The sequence below is a fragment of the Sphingomonas sp. KC8 genome (assembly GCF_002151445.1).
Lineage (GTDB): Bacteria > Pseudomonadota > Alphaproteobacteria > Sphingomonadales > Sphingomonadaceae > Sphingomonas_E.
In genome coordinates this window covers 347,495-364,681 of record NZ_CP016306.1, presented here as the reverse complement: position 1 = coordinate 364,681, position 17,187 = coordinate 347,495, and the positions used below count along the sequence as shown (strand labels likewise).

Here is a 17,187-nt window from a genome sequence, read left to right as displayed (position 1 = left end):
GCCCGGCCCTCAACCGGTTCAGGCCCGGCGGTAGCGCAGCATCAGCAGCGGCTGGGCGAGCGCGAGGCCAGCGAAGAAACCGCCGATATGCGCGGCAATCGCGATTCCGCCGCCATTCTGCCCGCCCCCCCATGAAGCAAAGCCAACCATGAGTTGGAGCAAGACCCACGCGCCCGCCAGCCACAGCACATTGGCGATCTGGTTGAGCCGGCGATTGGCGAAGTTCCGGCGCTTTTCACCGTAAAGCAGCGCATAAGCACCGATCACAGCCGACACCGCGCCGCTGGCGCCGATCATCGGCCAAGGTTCGGTCGGCCCGGCCAGATAATGGCCGAATGCGGCAACATAAGCACCGGCGATATACAGGATCACCATCCCGCGCACGCCGATCGCCGCTTCGACGAAACGGCCGCAAAAGGCCATGATCAGCATATTGAACGCGATATGGATGAAGCCGCCATGCAACAAGGTGGCGGTAAGCGGCGTCAACCACTTCGGCACGAACGGAATGCCACGGACCACCATTTCCAGCGAGTCCGGCACCGCGCCTTCACTGAACCGGGCGGGGATGAAGCCCCCGGCATAGGCCGCGATCTGATCATAACCAGTCACGCTTGCCAGCAACCATGCGGCAACCGTTACCCCGAAGATCGTCAGCGTGGCCCGCGCCGGCGGAAGCTGCACCCGTCCCGCCCTCAGATGAATTCGATCTTGGAAACCACATAATAACGGTCGCCCGACGGCACCGTCACTTCGACTTCATCGTCGACCTTGCGGCCGATCAGGGCGCGGCCCAGCGGCGAATTATACGAGATCCGGCCCGACTTGGCATCCGCCTCGGTCTGGCCGACGATCTGGTAGGTCACCGGCTTGTCGTCTTCGTCGAGCAGATGGACGGTTGCCCCGAACACCACCTTGTCGCCCGAAAGTTCGGTCGGATCGATCACCAGCGCGCGGCTCAGCCGGTCTTCGATATCCGCGATCATCGCTTCGATCTGGCCCTGCCGTTCCTTGGCGGCGTGATATTCCGCATTTTCGGACAGATCGCCATGCGCGCGCGCTTCTTCGATCGCGTCGATCACCTGTGGCCGTTCCAGCTTCAGACGCGAAAGTTCGTCCTCAAGCATCTTGTGGCCTACCGCCAGCATCGGCAGCTTTTCGACGGTCGCCATCAGCGAAAACCCCTTCAGTAAATTTCTTGTCCCCGGGCGGTTCCAACCGGTTCCGCCCGCATTTCGATCGACGATGTGGGGATCAGTCGTGCGAAATTGAATAATATGATTGGAGTGGCCGCACTTCAAGGTCTCGTTCTTGCAGCGCAGCAATCGCCTTCGCCGCGGCCACACTGGCGGCCGCCGTGGTGAAATACGGCACCTTGCCGGTAAGCGCGGAACCGCGGATCGATTGCGAGTCCTGCAACGACTGCCAACCTTCGGTGGTGTTGAAAATCAACTGGACGCCACCGTCCTTGATCCGGTCCACGATGTGGGGCCGGCCCTGCTGGACCTTGTTCACCGTTTCGACGTCCAGCCCCAGGCCATTGAGATATGAGGCCGTTCCCGACGTCGCCACGATCCTGAAACCAAGACCAAGCAACTGGGCGACCGCCGGGCCGATCGCCGCCTTGTCGCCATCCTTGACCGACACGAACACCGTGCCCTGCGACGGCAGCACCGTGCCCGCGCCAAGCTGCGCCTTGAAGAAGGCGGTCTCGAAATCCTTGTCGATCCCCATCACTTCGCCGGTCGACTTCATTTCCGGTGACAGCACCGGATCGACGCCGGGGAAACGCGCGAAGGGGAAAACCGCTTCCTTCACAGCGATATGCGCGATGTTGCGATCGATCTTCGGCAGATCGGCCAGCATTTCGCCAGCCATCACCCGCGCCGCGATCTTGGCGATGGGCGAACCGATCGCCTTGGCGACGAACGGCACCGTACGGCTGGCGCGCGGATTGACTTCGATCAGATAGACGTCGTCATCCTTGACCGCGAACTGAATGTTCATCAGGCCGCGCACCTTGAGCGCGCGGGCCAATGCGTCCGTCTGCCGTTCGATTTCGGCGATGATCGCCGCCGACAGGCTATAGGGCGGCAACGAACAGGCGCTGTCGCCCGAATGGACGCCGGCTTCCTCGATATGCTGCATCACGCCAGTGACGACGACATCGACGCCATCGCAGATCGCATCGACATCCACCTCGATCGCGTCGCGCAGATACTGATCGATCAGCACGGGCGAATCCCCCGAAACCTTCACCGCCGTGGTGATGTAGGTTTCAAGCTGCGCCGGATTTTCGACGATTTCCATCGCCCGCCCGCCCAGCACATAGGATGGCCGCATCAGCACCGGATAACCCACGCGATCGGCGACGATCAGCGCTTCTTCGCGGCTGCGGGCGATGCCGTTGCGCGGCTGGCGCAGGCCAAGACGGACCACAAGATCGGCAAAGCGTTCGCGATCTTCGGCAAGGTCGATCGCATCGGGGCTGGTGCCGAGGATCGGGACACCCGCATCCGCCAGTTCCTGCGCCAGCTTGAGCGGGGTCTGCCCGCCAAACTGGACGATGACGCCAGCGAGCGTGCCGGTGGACATTTCAACGTGCAGGATTTCCAGCACGTCTTCGGCCGTCAGCGGTTCGAAATAGAGGCGATCGGACGTGTCATAGTCGGTCGACACCGTTTCCGGGTTGCAGTTGACCATGATCGTTTCATAGCCGGCCTCGGCCAGCGCAAAGCAGGCGTGGACGCAGCAATAATCGAACTCAATCCCCTGCCCGATGCGATTGGGACCACCGCCGAGGATGACGACCTTTTTGCGATCCGACGGCTGGCTTTCGCATTCGGGCGCGCCGAAAGTGGGCGCTTCATAAGTCGAGTACATATAAGGCGTCTTCGCCTCGAACTCGGCCGCGCAGGTATCGATCCGCTTGAACACGGGGCGCACGCCAAGACGGTGACGCAGCGCGCGCACCTCCTTTTCGGTGACGCCGCCGGTCATCGCCGACACGACGTCATGGACAAGGCCCGAACCGTGGGCGTGGGCATTTTCCATGCCGCGCAGATGCGCCGATTGCAGCGCGAGATAAGCCAGACGCTTGTCCGAAAAACCCATCGCCTTGAGCTTGCGCAATTCGGCCGCGTCGCGCGGAAGCCCTGCTTCCATCACCTGGTTTTCGGCCGCGACGATTTCGGCCAGCCGTTCGATGAACCACGGATCGAACTTCGCGATGCGGTGGATTTCGGCGACGGTGAACCCTTCGCGCAGCGCCTGCGCGGCCACCAGCAGCCGATCCGGCGTCGGGCGCGCGAGTTCGGCCTCGATCACCGAACGTTCGGCGCCGACCAGTGCATCGATGAAGTTGAAGCCGGCCAGGCCGGTTTCCAGCCCGCGAAGCGCCTTCTGCATCGATTCGTGGATATTGCGGCCAATCGCCATCACTTCGCCGACCGACTTCATCGCCGTCGACAGGAGCGGTTCGGCGCCCTTGAACTTTTCAAAGGCGAAGCGCGGGATCTTGGTGACGACATAATCGATCGTCGGTTCGAACGCCGCCGGCGTCGCGCCGGTAATATCGTTGGTGATTTCGTCCAGCGTGTAGCCCACCGCCAGCTTCGCGGCGACCTTGGCGATCGGGAAGCCGGTGGCCTTGGAGGCGAGCGCCGACGACCGCGACACACGCGGGTTCATTTCGATCACGATCAGGCGGCCGTCCTTGGGATTGACCGCGAACTGGACGTTCGAACCGCCCGTTTCCACGCCGATTTCGCGCAGCACCGCGATGCTGGCGTTGCGCATGATCTGATATTCCTTGTCGGTCAGCGTCAACGCCGGCGCGACGGTGATGGAATCGCCCGTATGGACGCCCATCGGATCGACATTTTCGATCGAGCAGATGATGATGGCGTTGTCGTTCCGATCGCGGACGACTTCCATCTCATATTCTTTCCAGCCGAGCAGCGATTCTTCGATCAGCACTTCGGTGGTCGGCGACGCATCAAGCCCGCCCGTCACGATCTGGACGAATTCGTCCTTGTTATAGGCGATGCCGCCACCCGTGCCGCCCATGGTGAAGCTGGGGCGGATGATCGACGGCAGGCCGGTATGTTCCAGCAGCGCCAAAGCTTCGTCGAGCGTATGGGCGACGCCGGACCGGGCGCTTTCCAGTCCGATCTTGTCCATCGCCTCGCGGAATTTCTGGCGGTCTTCGGCCTTGTCGATCGCTTCGGCATCGGCGCCAATCATCACGCAGCCATATTTTTCCAGCGTGCCGTCGTTGAACAGGGCAAGCGCGGTGTTGAGCGCGGTCTGGCCGCCCATCGTGGGCAGCACCGCATCGGGCCGCTCCTTTTCGATGATCCGGGCGACGACAGCCGGTGTGATCGGTTCGACATAGGTTGCGTCGGCCATGTCCGGATCGGTCATGATCGTCGCGGGGTTCGAGTTGACGAGGATGATGCGATAGCCTTCCTCGCGCAGCGCCTTGCACGCCTGCGTCCCCGAATAATCGAACTCGCACGCCTGGCCGATAACGATCGGACCCGCGCCGATGATGAGGATGGACTTAATGTCGGTGCGTTTGGGCATCAGTTGGTCAATCCGGTTTGAGCGACACATCCCCAGCCATCATATTCAAGGCCGAACATCGCTTCGATCTGCAAGCAGGTAATCGTAAGAGCTTTAATGGCTTCCGCGTCGGACGTCTGCACGCGCTGGAGAAAGAGCCACGGTTCGCCATCGTCCGACGGCTCGGTCTCCATCACCTCGAACCCCAGTTCTTCGGCGGCGTCCTCCAGTCGTTCGAGTGCCTCGGGCGGCCCGCGAAAACTGACGTCGATGGCGCGTGGAATGTCAGACCGATCGCCATTCTCGCGCAGATTGGCGAGAACATCCTGATCGGCCTCCCACTCCTCGTCCAGCCGGGCCGGATCAACCGGGGGGAGTGTCACGCCCGCTTCTCCAGCTGGCCTACGAACTTTTCGAACAGATAATGGCTGTCCTGCGGGCCGGGGCTGGCTTCGGGGTGATATTGCACGCTGAACGCCGACTTGTCGGTCAGTTCAAGCCCGGCGAGCGAACCATCGAACAACGAGACGTGCGTCGTCCGCGCATTGGCCGGCAGCGTTTCCGCATCGACCGCAAAGCCGTGGTTCATGCTGGTGATTTCCACCCGGCCGTCATCCGCCCGCTTCACCGGATGGTTCGCGCCGCGATGGCCCTGATGCATCTTGTAGGTCTTCGCGCCGATCGCGAGGCCGAGCAGCTGGTGGCCAAGGCAGATGCCGAACAGCGGCTTGCCGACATTCAGCAGTTCCCGAATGACCGGTACGGCGTAAGCGCCGGTCGCAGCGGGATCACCGGGTCCGTTCGACAGGAACACGCCGTCCGGCTGATGCGCCATCACCTCGTCAAAGGTGGCCGTTGCCGGCACCACCGTCACCCGCGCACCGGCGGCGACAAGATTGCGCAGGATGTTGCGCTTGAGGCCATAGTCGATCGCGACGACGTGCGGGCCTTCCGGATTGGCGCTGTGCGCGGCGTAACCGCTGCCCAGCGTCCACAGACCGTCGTCCCACTTGTAGCTCTGCGTCGTCGAGACTTCCCTGGCGAGGTCCATGCCCTCCAGCCCCGGCCAGCCCTTCGCCTTGGCGAGCAAGGCTGCGATATCGAACTCGCCCTTGGCATTGTGCGCGATGACGCCGTTGGGCGCGCCTTCGATACGGATCGCGCGGGTGAGCGCGCGGGTGTCCACGCCCGACAGACCGATACGGCCATTAGCCTTCAGCCAGCCGTCGAAATGCTGGGTCATGCGGAAGTTCGACGGATCGGTCACATCTTCGCGAACGATCAGCCCCAGCGCATGCGGGTTGGTCGCCTCGATATCTTCGGGGTTCGCGCCGACATTGCCGATATGCGGGAAAGCGAAATTGATGATCTGCCCGGCGAAGGACGGATCGGTCATGATTTCCTGATAGCCGGTCATCGACGTGTGGAAGCACACCTCGCCCACGGCATCGCCTTCGGCGCCGAAGCCGCGGCCCCAGATGACTGAGCCATTTGCTAGAACCAATACGCCAGTGGCACCTTCTGGGCGCGCGTGATCGGTCTCGGCCATTTCGGGCTCTCCTGTTGCTGGGGCGGCGGGTAAACGGCGGGGTTCCTAGGGGGGTGGCCGGGGCGGGTCAATCTATTAAAATCTGGTCACCAGCGCTATGCTGATCGCTTTTCCGGAACATCCGCTGAGGCTCCATGATTCGTGACGATATTAAGGCGGCCCTCGTGACCGCGATGAAGGCCCGTGACAGCGAAAAAACCTCAGCAATCCGGCTGATTCAGGCCGCACTGAAAAACCGTGACATCGAAATGCGCACCAGCGCCGGATCGTCCGACGACGATGTGGTGGTGATGGAAGTGCTGCAGAAGATGGCCAAGCAGCGCCGCGAATCGATCGAAATGTTCGAAAAAGGTGGCCGCACCGAGCTGGCCGCCGCCGAACAGGCCGAACTCGCCGTGATCGAAGGCTTCCTGCCCGCGCAGATGGACGAAGACGCCGCCCGGGCCGCGATCGCGGCAATCGTCGCCGAACTGGGCGCAACATCGGTCAAGGATATGGGCCGGGTGATGGCCGCCGTGAAGGAACGCCTGGCCGGCCAGCTCGACATGAGCAAGGCGAGCGGGCTGGTGAAGGGCGCGCTGGGCTGAGTCTTACGACCCGTCCCATTCTTCGCGTATCCGTTCGTGTCGAGCGCAGTCGAGACACGAGCCGCAAATGCTGTGCCAATGTGTCTCGGCTGCGCTCGACACGAACCGACTAAAAGGGAACAATCCCATTACCAATATCTCTCCCAAGCCTCGGAGAACTGGATGGCGTTTTGGGCATACGTCCTGCAATGCAGTGACGGGCGCTATTATACGGGACATACCGACGATCTCGATCGGCGGATGAGCGAACATGCCCACGGCGGCCATTGCGATTTCACCAGCCGCCGCCTTCCCGTGACATTGATGTGGTCGAAAACCTTGCCGACCCGGATCGAGGCGCTGGAAGCCGAAATGCAAATCAAACGCTGGTCCAAAGCAAAGAAGGAAGCCCTGTTTCGCGGTGACTGGGCGATGGTCAGCCATTACGCTCGCCCCCCCGCCGAACGCCCGCTTCTCTCTGACGGGACGGGGCAACATTGAGCCTTTCCCCCCAATTTCTCGACGAGCTGCGCGGGCGCACTTTGCTGTCGGCACTGATCGGCAAATCGGTGAAGCTGGAACGCGCCGGGCGGGAGTTTCGCGCCTGCTGCCCGTTCCATAACGAGAAAAGCCCGAGTTTCTACGTCAACGACGACAAGGCGTTCTACCATTGCTTCGGCTGTGGCGCGCATGGCGATGCGATCCGGTTCCTGACGGATAACAAGGGCCTGCCCTTCATGGATGCGGTGAAGGAACTGGCCGCCGCCGCAGGCATGGATGTTCCCGCCGCCGATCCCCGGTCCGCCGAAAAGGCCGAGCGCGCATCGGGCCTGCATGAGGCGATGGCCGAGGCGTCGGCCTGGTTCACCGAACAGTTGCACGGGATCGCGGGCGCGGAAGCCCGCGCCTATCTGCACAAGCGCGGGGTGGATGCCGCAACGATCACCGCGTTCGGGATCGGCTTTTCCCCCGATTCGCGGGGTAAGCTGAAAGCCGCCCTCGCCCGCTTCGGCGACGACAAATTGGTCGAAGCCGGCCTGCTGATTTCGGTCGATGACAAGGAACCCTATGATCGGTTCCGCGGCCGGTTGATGATCCCGATCCGCGACGCGCGCGGACGGGCGATCGCTTTCGGTGGCCGCATCATCGGCGCGGGCGAACCCAAATATCTGAACTCGCCCGAAACCCCCCTGTTCGACAAGGGCCGCACCCTTTTCAACCTCGACAAGGCGGCCGCCGCATCGCGCAAGGCCGACCGCGTGATCGTGGTCGAAGGCTATATGGACGTGATCGCGCTGGCGCAGGCCGGGATCGGCGAAGCCGTCGCCCCGCTCGGCACCGCCCTGACCGAAGGGCAGCTTGAGCGGTTGTGGCGTCTAGCCGAAGTGCCGATCCTGTGCTTCGACGGCGACGCCGCCGGGCAGAAGGCGGCCGTCCGCGCGGCATTGCGGGCGCTGCCGATGATCGAACCGGGGCGCACATTACGCTTTGCCACGCTGCCAGCCGGCCAGGACCCCGACGATCTGGTGCGATTGGGTGGCCCGAAAGCCCTGGAAACCGTGCTCGACGCGGCCGAACCGTTGGTCGAAAGGCTATGGAACCACGAACTGGCCAGCGCCCCACTCGACACGCCCGAAGCACGCGCCGGCTTGCGCAAACGCCTTGCCGATCATGCCGCGACGATCCGTCACAGCGATGTCCGTGGGCAATATCTTGCCGATTTCCGCCGCCGTTTCGACGCGTTGTACGAACGCCCGGCATTTACCCGCACTTTCCAGCCCCGCCCCGTCGGCCGGGGCCGTTTCGAACGGGGCAAACCGCCTGAAGCGCCGCCATCAGCGGCCACCCGATCGATCGGCAGCAGCGGGCTTGGCCCACTGGAAAGCCGTGCCGTCCTCGCCGGATTGTTGCGCCATCCGGCCGTCATCGCGGGCGCCGCCGAGGCGATTGCCGCCCTGCCGATCACCGATGGCGAACTGGCGCAGGTTCGCAACAGCATGCTCGATGCCGCTTTTGCTGGCGCAGCGCTTGATTCGGACGCATTGGGAACCATATTGGCCCAAGTGGGTCTGGCAGGAGCGATAGAAGCGCTTCGTGCGCCGAACGGACTTGCCTTTTCCTTCCTTCGCGGCAATGCCGAGTCGGGGCGGGCGCAGCGCGACCTGACGGCGGTGATCGAAGCATTGGCAGCAAGGCCGGAGCTCGATGCGGCGCTGGCGACGGTAACGGCGAGGCTGATGGCTTCGCCCGACGAGGCAGGTTTTGCCGAACAGCGGCGCCTTCGGGCGGCGCGAGACGAAGCGGATCGGGCGCTGGCGGCACTGGCGGCGGGCGAAGACGGCGCGGGACTGTAATTTAGGGTTGGTCGAATGGCGAAGACGAACATGGCGGAACCAGCGGAAAAGACCGAAAGCGGCGATGCGCCGCTGATCGATCTGAACGAAGCTTCGCTGAAGAAGCTGATCGCGCGCGCCAAGAAGCGTGGCTACATCACGGTCGACGAACTGAACGGCGTCGTCGGCGACATGTCGACCGATCAGATCGAAGACGTGATGTCCGCGCTCAACGAAATGGGCGTCAACGTCGTCGAGAACGAAGAGCAGAGCGAGGACGACCAGGCCGAGGAACAGACCGACGACGAGGTCGTCGGCGTTGACGAGGGCGATGGCGCCCCGGTCCTGACCCAGATCACCAAGAAGGAAACGGTCGATCGCACCGACGATCCCGTCCGCATGTACCTGCGTGAAATGGGTGCGGTGGAACTTCTGTCGCGTGAAGGCGAAATCGCCATCGCCAAGCGCATCGAAGCCGGCCGCGACACCATGATCCTGGGGCTGTGCGAAAGCCCGATCACCTTCAACGCGATCATCGACTGGTCGACCGCGCTGAACGAAGGCACGATGCAGCTGCGCGAGATCCTCGATCTCGACGCGATGCTGTCCAAAGGCCCGACCGCCGAACAGGTGGAAGGCGCGGAGGAAGGCGAAGAAATCAACGAACAGACCACCGGTCCGTCGTTCAAGGAAGAAGAAGAGCCCGAGGAGGCCCCGGCCGACGAGGACGAGGACGGCATGACGGAGCGCCGTGCGCCCCGCCCGTCCGAAGAGGAAGAGGAAGACAACACCCTCAGCCTCGCGCAGATGGAAGAACAGCTCAAGCCGTTGGCGCTGGAGCGGTTCGCGACCATCACGAGCCTCTACAAGAAATTCCACAAGATGCAGATCGCCCGGCTCGAAGCCATGGGCGGTGGCGGGGAATATCCCGACAGCGATGAGAAGAAGTATCAGAAGCTGCGCGAGGAACTGACCGCCGAAGTGGAAAGCGTCCAGTTCCACGGCGCGAAGATCGAATATCTCGTCGATCAGCTATATTCGTTCAATCGCCGGCTGACGGCGCTTGGCGGACAGATGCTGCGCCTGGCCGAACGCCACAAGGTTCCGCGCAAATCCTTCCTCGACGCCTATATCGGCCGTGAAACCGAAGAAGGCTGGATCGAACGCGTCGCCGGCATCGACAAGAAATGGGCGGCCTTTGCCGCCGCCGAGCGTGACCCGGTGGAACGTATTCGCGCCGAAATCAGCGAAATCGGCCAGGCGACCGGCATGTCGCTGCCCGAATTCCGCCGCATCGTGAACATGGTGCAAAAGGGCGAACGCGAGGCGCGGATCGCGAAGAAGGAAATGGTGGAAGCCAATCTCCGTCTCGTGATTTCGATCGCCAAGAAATATACCAACCGTGGCCTGCAGTTCCTGGATCTCATTCAGGAAGGCAATATCGGCCTGATGAAGGCCGTCGATAAGTTCGAATATCGCCGCGGCTATAAATTTTCGACCTATGCGACCTGGTGGATCCGTCAGGCGATCACCCGATCGATCGCCGATCAGGCGCGCACCATCCGTATCCCGGTCCACATGATCGAAACGATCAACAAGCTGGTTCGCACCAGCCGCCAGATCCTGCACGAAATCGGCCGCGAGCCGACGCCGGAAGAACTGGCCGAGCGGCTTTCCATGCCGCTCGAAAAGGTGCGCAAGGTGATGAAGATCGCCAAGGAACCGATCAGCCTTGAAACGCCGATCGGCGACGAGGAAGACAGCCATCTCGGCGATTTCATCGAGGACAAGAACGCGATCATCCCCGTGGATGCCGCGATCCAGGCCAACCTCAAGGAAACCGTGACCCGCGTGCTGGCATCGCTCACCCCGCGTGAAGAACGCGTGCTGCGCATGCGTTTCGGCATCGGCATGAACACCGATCACACGCTGGAGGAAGTCGGCCAGCAGTTCAGCGTGACCCGCGAACGCATCCGCCAGATCGAAGCAAAGGCGCTGCGCAAGCTGAAACATCCGTCGCGCAGCCGCAAAATGCGCAGCTTCCTCGACCAGTAAACCGGTCAGAACCAACCGACAGAAAACCCCGGCGAGACGCAGGTCTTTGCCGGGGTTTTTACTTTCTGGTCTTAGTTTCGTATCTTAACCAAGATCACGATATGCCTAACGCGGCGTCAACCTCACTTTTACGCGGTTTGCTATACATGATCGGGCATCAACGAAACGCGGGAGGCAAAGCCCGCGGCTTTCGGAGTAGATGATGCCCATTCCCGCGATCAACGACATGGGACGAAACCGCGTCGCGGATACGCTGCTGAGCGCCGCAATCGATACGGGCAGCGCCAGCCATCCCTATCTTTCGGCATCCGAACTTCGCGACGGGCCAGATGCGATTCGCAATCTTGCCGATGCGGTGCATCACCTTTGCCTGCTCCATGGCCGGATGCCCGGCCTGGTCGACCTCGCCGTCGAACGCACACCGATCGAAGCCACCGCCTGGATGATTTCCGCCGCCGCAAATTTCACCGAGGAACGCGCACTCCTCACCCGGCTGGTCGTCGCCGCCCCGCCCGTGCCCAGCACGCCCGGCCAGGCCGAATGCGAAGCCACGATGCTGGCCCAGCAGCACGCGATCGAAATGCTGGCGAAATCGGAACGTATCGGCTGTGCGATCGGCGCCGCGGCTGCCCTGCTGCTCGACTGGCAGGCCGTCCGCACGGTACTCGACCTCGCCGCCGAACGCCTTGGCCTCGATCCCACGCCCTGCCGGCTGCCGGACGCCGGGGCGATCGAATCCTTCCTGATCCGCAACGGCACCGGCCTCGAACGCGCGATCACCTTCGGCGCGCAGCAGATGTTCGTGCAACAGCGTGGCCTGTGGGATTTGCTGGAATGCCGCGCACAGGCGCGCCGCTGACGAGGACGCTTCCTTCTCCCCCGATTGCACGCTAGCCTGCCGCCATCGGCAAAAAAGGCCTGCATGACCGACAATTATAGCCTGCTGCGCGAAACCGCGGACCACATCGCTCTGTCACGCCTGATCGACAGCTATGCCCGTGCGATCGACCGATGCGATCTGGCATTGCTGCGCAGCCTGTATGCCGACGACGCGATCCACGACCATGGCGCCATGTTTTGTGGCGGCCCGGACGCGTTCGCGGCCTTTATCGGCAACACGATGCATGCGCTTGTCAGCCATCATTTCATGGGCAATCGGCTGCTGGACATCACCGGCGACCAGGCAACCGGCGAAACCTATGCGATCAACAGCCACGTCATCGCGCCCGGCACGGCGGACGCCCGCGATTATATTGCCGGGGGCCGCTATCTGGATCGGTTTCGCCGTACCGACGCGGGCTGGCGCATCACGCACCGCACCCGCGTGATCGACTGGAGCCACGAACGGCCCCACCAGCCCGGTTCAACCGCCGCCGGCCTCGCCATTGGGGGCAAATGGCCCGACGATGCGTCCTACGCGTTCCTCGGCGGCACGATCAGGGCTTGAGGACAAGCGTCCGCCCTTCGACCCCCCAACTGCGCAGCGAACTCAGAAAATTCATGCCGAGCACGTTCATGTCGCCAAATTCGGCAGCGGTGATCACGGCCAGATCGGTGCGGCGGATCGGCCCCACGCGCAGTTCGCCAATCCGGCCCCGCCGCGCAATCACCGTGCCATTGGCCGTCGCAACCGACATTTCAAAGCCATCGGCGGGGATGCCGGCAGCAGCGGCAGACACCGCCGACAGCGCCGTCGTCGTTGCGCCGCTATCGATCATGAAGCGCGTTTCCACCCCGTTCACGTCAGCACGGATCCAGAAATGGCCGTCGTCCGCCATCGCGATGCGCAGGGTTTGCCCCTCCGTCATCCCCGATTCGGGATAAAGCACCGCATTCAGCCGGGTCGTCACATCATCGCGGAAGGAATAAGCGAACAAGGCCACTGCAAAGATCGCAGCCCAGCCGAGAGCCATCTTCAGCGTCTGGCCCAGCGGCACGCGCCGTGAAACCAGCGCGCTGACGACAAGCACCAGGCACATGCCCGTCGCGATGATCTGCAGGGCCTGATCGCCATTCATGCCACCGCCACCATCCCATCATAGCCCGGCGCCACCCCGGCCGGCAGTTCGGCGATCAATCCGGCATAGTCCATCGACTGATCCATATGCGTCAGCACCGCACGGGCCGGAGCGAATTGGGCAACCCACCCCAGCGTCTGGCCAAGATGCGGATGTGTCGGGTGGGGGCGCCGGCGCAGCGCATCGACGATCCACAGATCAAGGCCGGTATACAGTGCCGCCATGGCATCGATCATCGCATGGAAATCAGTAGCATAGCCAATGGATTTTCCACCGGATTCGAACCGCAGCCCGACCGAGGTGATCGACCCGTGCGGCTGATCGACCGTAGCGACGCGAATGTCGCCGATCATCATATCACCAGGAAGATCATGGCCGGTCACGATCGGAGGATAGCCCTCCTTGCCCTCGAACGCATAGGCAAAGCGCGCCTGCAGGGCGGCCAATGTCCACGACCGGGCATAACCCGCCACCGGCGCGCCACGCGCATGGAACAACTGCCGCAGATCATCGATGCCGTGGCAATGATCGGCATGGTCATGGGTCCAGATCACCGCATCGACATCCACCACATCGGCGTCGAGCAACTGTTCGCGCAGATCGGGGCTGGTATCGACGAGGATGCGGGTGGTGGCGCTTTCGATCAGCACCGACGCGCGACGACGGCGGTTGCGCGGTTCGCCCGGATCGCATGCCCCCCAATCATGGCCGATCCGCGGCACTCCGGACGATGTTCCGCAACCAAGAATCCGCGCTCTCACGCCGTCGCCCTCAACGCCGCGCCTTGGCGAACAGATCGAAGAAATTGGCGGTGGTGCGTTCGGCCAGCGCCTCGACACTGGTGCCGCGCAGATGGGCGAGAAACCGCGCGGTATCGGCGACGAAGGCCGGCTCGCACGTCTTGCCGCGATGGGGCACCGGCGCCAGAAATGGCGCGTCGGTTTCGATCAGCAAACGATCTTCGGGAATAGTGGCAACGACGGCCTGTAAGTCTTTGGCATTCTTGAACGTTGCGATACCGGAAATCGAAATATACAAACCCAGATCAAGCGCGGTCCGGGCAAATTCGGCGCTGGCCGTGAAGCAATGGATGACGCCGGGATAGGCGCCCTGCCCCATTTCATCGCGCAGGATCGCCGCCGTATCCTCCTCGGCGTCACGGGTGTGGACGATCAGCGGCAAGCCGGTTTCACGGGATGCCACGATATGCGCGCGAAAGCTGGCGCGCTGGCGATCGCGATCCGAATGATCATAATAATAATCGAGGCCGGTTTCGCCAATCGCGATGACACGCGGGTGCCCCGCCGCGCCCACCAGCCGCGCGGTATCGACCGCCGGATGCGCATCAGCCTCATGCGGGTGGATGCCCACCGACGCCCAGACATCGGCCTCACGCTCGGCCGTGGCGATGATTTCGCCCCATTCGCGCTCGCGCGTCGAAATGTTGAGCATGGTGGAGACGCCGGCTTCGCGGGCGCGGCGAAGGGTGCCGGCCTGATCCTCTACCAGACCGGCATAATTCAGGTGACAATGGCTATCGACGAACATCAGCCAATCGTGCCCTCTCCGGCTTTCGTTTCCGATCGGGCAGGGTCCGCTTCCACCCAACGCGGGAACACACCCTGCGGTGCGGGCAGCGCAGTGCCAGCCGCGATCGGCGTCGCGAGCGCCGCGAAATCCCGCGCATCGGCGGGCTGCGCCAACTGATCGAGCAGCTTGTCCGCGCTTTCGGGGATCGCCCAGCGGACGAGGATCGCAAGCACGCGGATGGCTTCAGCCGTGGCATGGAGGATCGCGTCGGCGGCCTCCGGATCGGTCTTACGCAGCGCCCACGGCGCATTGTCGGCGAAATAGCGGTTCGCTTCGGCCACACCTTCCCAGATGATTTCAAGCGCGCGGTGGATCGCCAGACCCGTCATCGCCTCGTTCAGCCGTGCCATCAATGCCGGCGCGTCGAGAACGGCGGCCGGCGCGGCTGTACCCGGCACGATCCCGCCGCAATTCTTGGCGATGATCGACAGGCAGCGCTGGGCAAGATTACCCAGGCCATTGGCGAGATCCGCGTTCGAGCGCGTCACGATCGCTTCATGGCTGTACGATCCGTCCTGGCCGAAGCTCACTTCGCGCAGCAGGAAATAGCGCATCTGATCGACGCCATAAGTGCGCGCCATTTCAACCGGATCGACAACGTTGCCGAGCGACTTCGACATCTTTTCGCCGCGGTTGAGCAGGAAGCCGTGGCCAAACACCTGTTTGGGCAAGGGCAGATCGGCGGACATCAGGAAAGCCGGCCAATAAACCGTATGGAAACGGACGATATCCTTGCCGATAATGTGCAGATCGGCTGGCCAGTATTTCTGATAAGATTCTGTATTATCTGGATATCCAACGCCTGTCAGATAATTGGTCAGGGCATCGACCCAGACATACATCACATGGCCCGGTGCATCCGGCACCGGCACGCCCCAATCGAAACTGGTGCGCGAAATCGACAGGTCGGACAGCCCGCCCTTCACGAAACTCAGAATTTCGTTGCGACGGCTTTCCGGTCGGATGAAATCGGGATTCGCTTCATAATGCGCGATCAGGCGATCGGCATAAGCCGACAGGCGGAAGAACCAGCTTTCCTCGACCGTCCATTCGACGGGCGTGCCCTGCGGCGACAGCTTTTGCCCGTCTTCGCCGGCAACCAGTTCCTTTTCATCATAATAGGCTTCGTCGCGGACCGAATACCAACCTTCGTAACGGCCGGCATAGATATCGCCCCTGGCGACCATCGCCCGCCACAATGCCTGGCTGGCGGCATAATGCGCCGGTTCCGACGTGCGAATGAAGCGATCGTTTGAAATGTTAAAGACGGATGTCATTTCCTTGAAATAGGATGACATTTCATCGGCAAGCTCGCGCGGGGAAATGCCCCGGGCGCGGGCTGCCTGATCCATCTTCAGGCCATGTTCGTCGGTGCCCGTCATGAAGAACACGTCGCGCCCCGAAAGGCGCTGGAAGCGTGCGATGGAATCGGTGGCGATCACCTCATAAGCATGCCCGATGTGCGGGCGGCCATTGGGGTAGGAGATCGCGGTGGTGATATAGAAGGGTTCGGCCATGCGCTCAGGCTTTAGCGCGGTCAGCCCCCGGGGCAAGCGCCGCGACGAGACCAGCGAGTTCAAAAGCCGTCGTCTGCGGATCAAGCGACAGGCGCACCGCGCCTTCGGCCAGCACCCGCGCCTTTTCCCAAAGTTCGATCGCCCCCGCCAGCGCAGCGCCATTCCGGGTGCGCGCCTGCGCCGCGATGAAGCTGGGCAGACGTTCCAGAAACACCTCGTAGCGCGGCTGGGCGGCCTTCAGCGCCAGTGATTTCGCCAGTGCGACCCGTCGGCTGTTCGACGGATCCCCGTCGCGCGCAAGGGCTGCAAAAGCGGCATCAAGGCCCGCAATATCCAGCCCGGCAAATCGCAGCGCCCGGCCCGGCGCGCCACCGCCGCTTTCCACCAGCGCCGCAATTTCGGACATTGGCGATTCGGGAAGCAGGCGCCGCAACGCTACCCCCATGTCCGCATCATCCAGCGGCGCGAATCGCAGCATGCGGCAGCGCGACCGGATCGTCGGCAGCAGCCGGCCGGGCGCATGGCTGACCAGCAGGAACAGGGTGTCGGCGGGCGGCTCCTCCAGATTTTTGAGGAGGGCGTTGGCCGCCGGGCGTTCGAGATCGTCGATCGCATCGATGATGACGACGCGGCGCGGCGACAGGCTGGGTGTCACCGCGAAGAATGGCTGGAGCGCGCGCACCTGATCGATCGAGATGTTGCGCGCGAGATCATTGCTCTTGTCGCGCGGCAGGCGGGCGAGCTGGCGGATATCGGGGTGGCTGCCGGCCGCGATCAACCGGGCCGTCGGATGATCATCGGCCACATCCAGCCCCTGCCCGCCCGGTGGTGGCCCGGCGGCTTCGGCCAGATAGCGTGCCGCGGCGGCAGCTGCGAACATCGCCTTGCCCACACCCTGCGGACCGACAAGGAGCCAGGCGTGGTGCAACCGACCAAGCCCCATCGCCTCGCGAAAGGTGGCGATCGCATCACGGTGGCCGAGCGGGGTCAGGC

Annotated in this window: 16 protein-coding genes; 6 read left to right on the top strand and 10 right to left on the bottom strand. The window is 63.0% G+C overall.

The features are described from left to right. Positions 1–18: 18 nt before the first annotated feature. The 5 genes from KC8_RS01820 to carA form a co-directional block, all read right to left on the bottom strand. On the bottom strand, positions 19–684 hold the full coding sequence (locus KC8_RS01820) for a rhomboid family intramembrane serine protease (protein ID WP_010123302.1): 666 nt from the start codon (positions 682–684) through the stop codon (positions 19–21). A gap of 11 nt (positions 685–695) precedes the next feature. Continuing rightward, positions 696–1,172: a transcription elongation factor GreA gene (gene greA / locus KC8_RS01815; protein ID WP_010123304.1), complete on the bottom strand. Its 477-nt coding sequence runs from the start codon at positions 1,170–1,172 to the stop codon at positions 696–698. An 82-nt stretch (positions 1,173–1,254) separates the two neighbouring features. Next, positions 1,255–4,587: a carbamoyl-phosphate synthase large subunit gene (carB, locus tag KC8_RS01810; protein WP_010123306.1), complete on the bottom strand. Its 3,333-nt coding sequence runs from the start codon at positions 4,585–4,587 to the stop codon at positions 1,255–1,257. Beyond that, a complete protein-coding gene (locus KC8_RS01805) occupies positions 4,587–4,949 on the bottom strand; it encodes a ribonuclease E inhibitor RraB (RefSeq protein WP_010123307.1) in 363 nt (120 codons plus the stop codon). The genes carB and KC8_RS01805 overlap by 1 nt, the downstream gene beginning before the upstream one ends. Beyond that, positions 4,946–6,115, bottom strand: coding sequence for a glutamine-hydrolyzing carbamoyl-phosphate synthase small subunit (gene carA / locus KC8_RS01800; protein WP_010123308.1), 1,170 nt, complete (start codon positions 6,113–6,115; stop codon positions 4,946–4,948). Before carA ends, KC8_RS01805 begins: the two co-directional genes overlap by 4 nt. Positions 6,116–6,249: 134 nt before the next feature. On the opposite strand from carA, the gene KC8_RS01795 reads away from it, so the two are divergent. The 6 genes from KC8_RS01795 (at position 6,250) to KC8_RS01770 (ending at position 12,516) form a co-directional block, all read left to right on the top strand. Then, positions 6,250–6,702 carry a GatB/YqeY domain-containing protein gene (locus KC8_RS01795; RefSeq protein WP_010123309.1) on the top strand — a complete coding sequence of 151 codons (453 nt, stop codon included), beginning with the start codon at positions 6,250–6,252 and terminating at the stop codon, positions 6,700–6,702. 162 nt (positions 6,703–6,864) lie between these two features. Beyond that, positions 6,865–7,182 carry a GIY-YIG nuclease family protein gene (locus KC8_RS01790; protein ID WP_010123310.1) on the top strand — a complete coding sequence of 106 codons (318 nt, stop codon included), beginning with the start codon at positions 6,865–6,867 and terminating at the stop codon, positions 7,180–7,182. Further along, a complete protein-coding gene (dnaG, locus tag KC8_RS01785; RefSeq protein WP_010123311.1) occupies positions 7,179–9,035 on the top strand; it encodes a DNA primase in 1,857 nt (618 codons plus the stop codon). The genes KC8_RS01790 and dnaG overlap by 4 nt, the downstream gene beginning before the upstream one ends. Before the next feature lie 15 nt (positions 9,036–9,050). Beyond that, positions 9,051–11,069, top strand: a complete 2,019-nt coding sequence (rpoD, locus tag KC8_RS01780; RefSeq protein WP_010123312.1) for an RNA polymerase sigma factor RpoD — start codon at positions 9,051–9,053, stop codon at positions 11,067–11,069. Positions 11,070–11,271: 202 nt separating this feature from the next. Continuing rightward, positions 11,272–11,928, top strand: a complete 657-nt coding sequence (locus tag KC8_RS01775) for a DUF6975 family protein (protein WP_138956578.1) — start codon at positions 11,272–11,274, stop codon at positions 11,926–11,928. Between the two features lie 63 nt (positions 11,929–11,991). Continuing rightward, positions 11,992–12,516 carry a nuclear transport factor 2 family protein gene (locus KC8_RS01770; RefSeq protein ID WP_010123315.1) on the top strand — a complete coding sequence of 175 codons (525 nt, stop codon included), beginning with the start codon at positions 11,992–11,994 and terminating at the stop codon, positions 12,514–12,516. Here KC8_RS01770 and KC8_RS01765 read toward each other — a convergent pair. The 5 genes from KC8_RS01765 to KC8_RS01745 are packed head-to-tail and all read right to left on the bottom strand — an operon-like array spanning position 12,506 to position 17,185. Continuing rightward, on the bottom strand, positions 12,506–13,087 hold the full coding sequence (locus KC8_RS01765; protein WP_010123316.1) for a retropepsin-like aspartic protease family protein: 582 nt from the start codon (positions 13,085–13,087) through the stop codon (positions 12,506–12,508). The two genes, KC8_RS01770 and KC8_RS01765, sit on opposite strands and share 11 nt — an antisense overlap. Continuing rightward, a complete protein-coding gene (locus tag KC8_RS01760; RefSeq protein WP_029624236.1) occupies positions 13,084–13,848 on the bottom strand; it encodes an MBL fold metallo-hydrolase in 765 nt (254 codons plus the stop codon). Before KC8_RS01760 ends, KC8_RS01765 begins: the two co-directional genes overlap by 4 nt. 10 nt (positions 13,849–13,858) lie before the next feature. Beyond that, entirely contained in the window at positions 13,859–14,635 is a 777-nt protein-coding gene (locus tag KC8_RS01755) for a TatD family hydrolase (protein WP_010123318.1), read from the bottom strand. Then, positions 14,635–16,194: a methionine--tRNA ligase gene (gene metG, locus KC8_RS01750; RefSeq protein WP_010123320.1), complete on the bottom strand. Its 1,560-nt coding sequence runs from the start codon at positions 16,192–16,194 to the stop codon at positions 14,635–14,637. The genes KC8_RS01755 and metG overlap by 1 nt, the downstream gene beginning before the upstream one ends. Positions 16,195–16,198: 4 nt before the next feature. After that, positions 16,199–17,185: a DNA polymerase III subunit delta' gene (locus KC8_RS01745; protein WP_029624237.1), complete on the bottom strand. Its 987-nt coding sequence runs from the start codon at positions 17,183–17,185 to the stop codon at positions 16,199–16,201. Between the last annotated feature and the right edge of the window lie 2 nt (positions 17,186–17,187).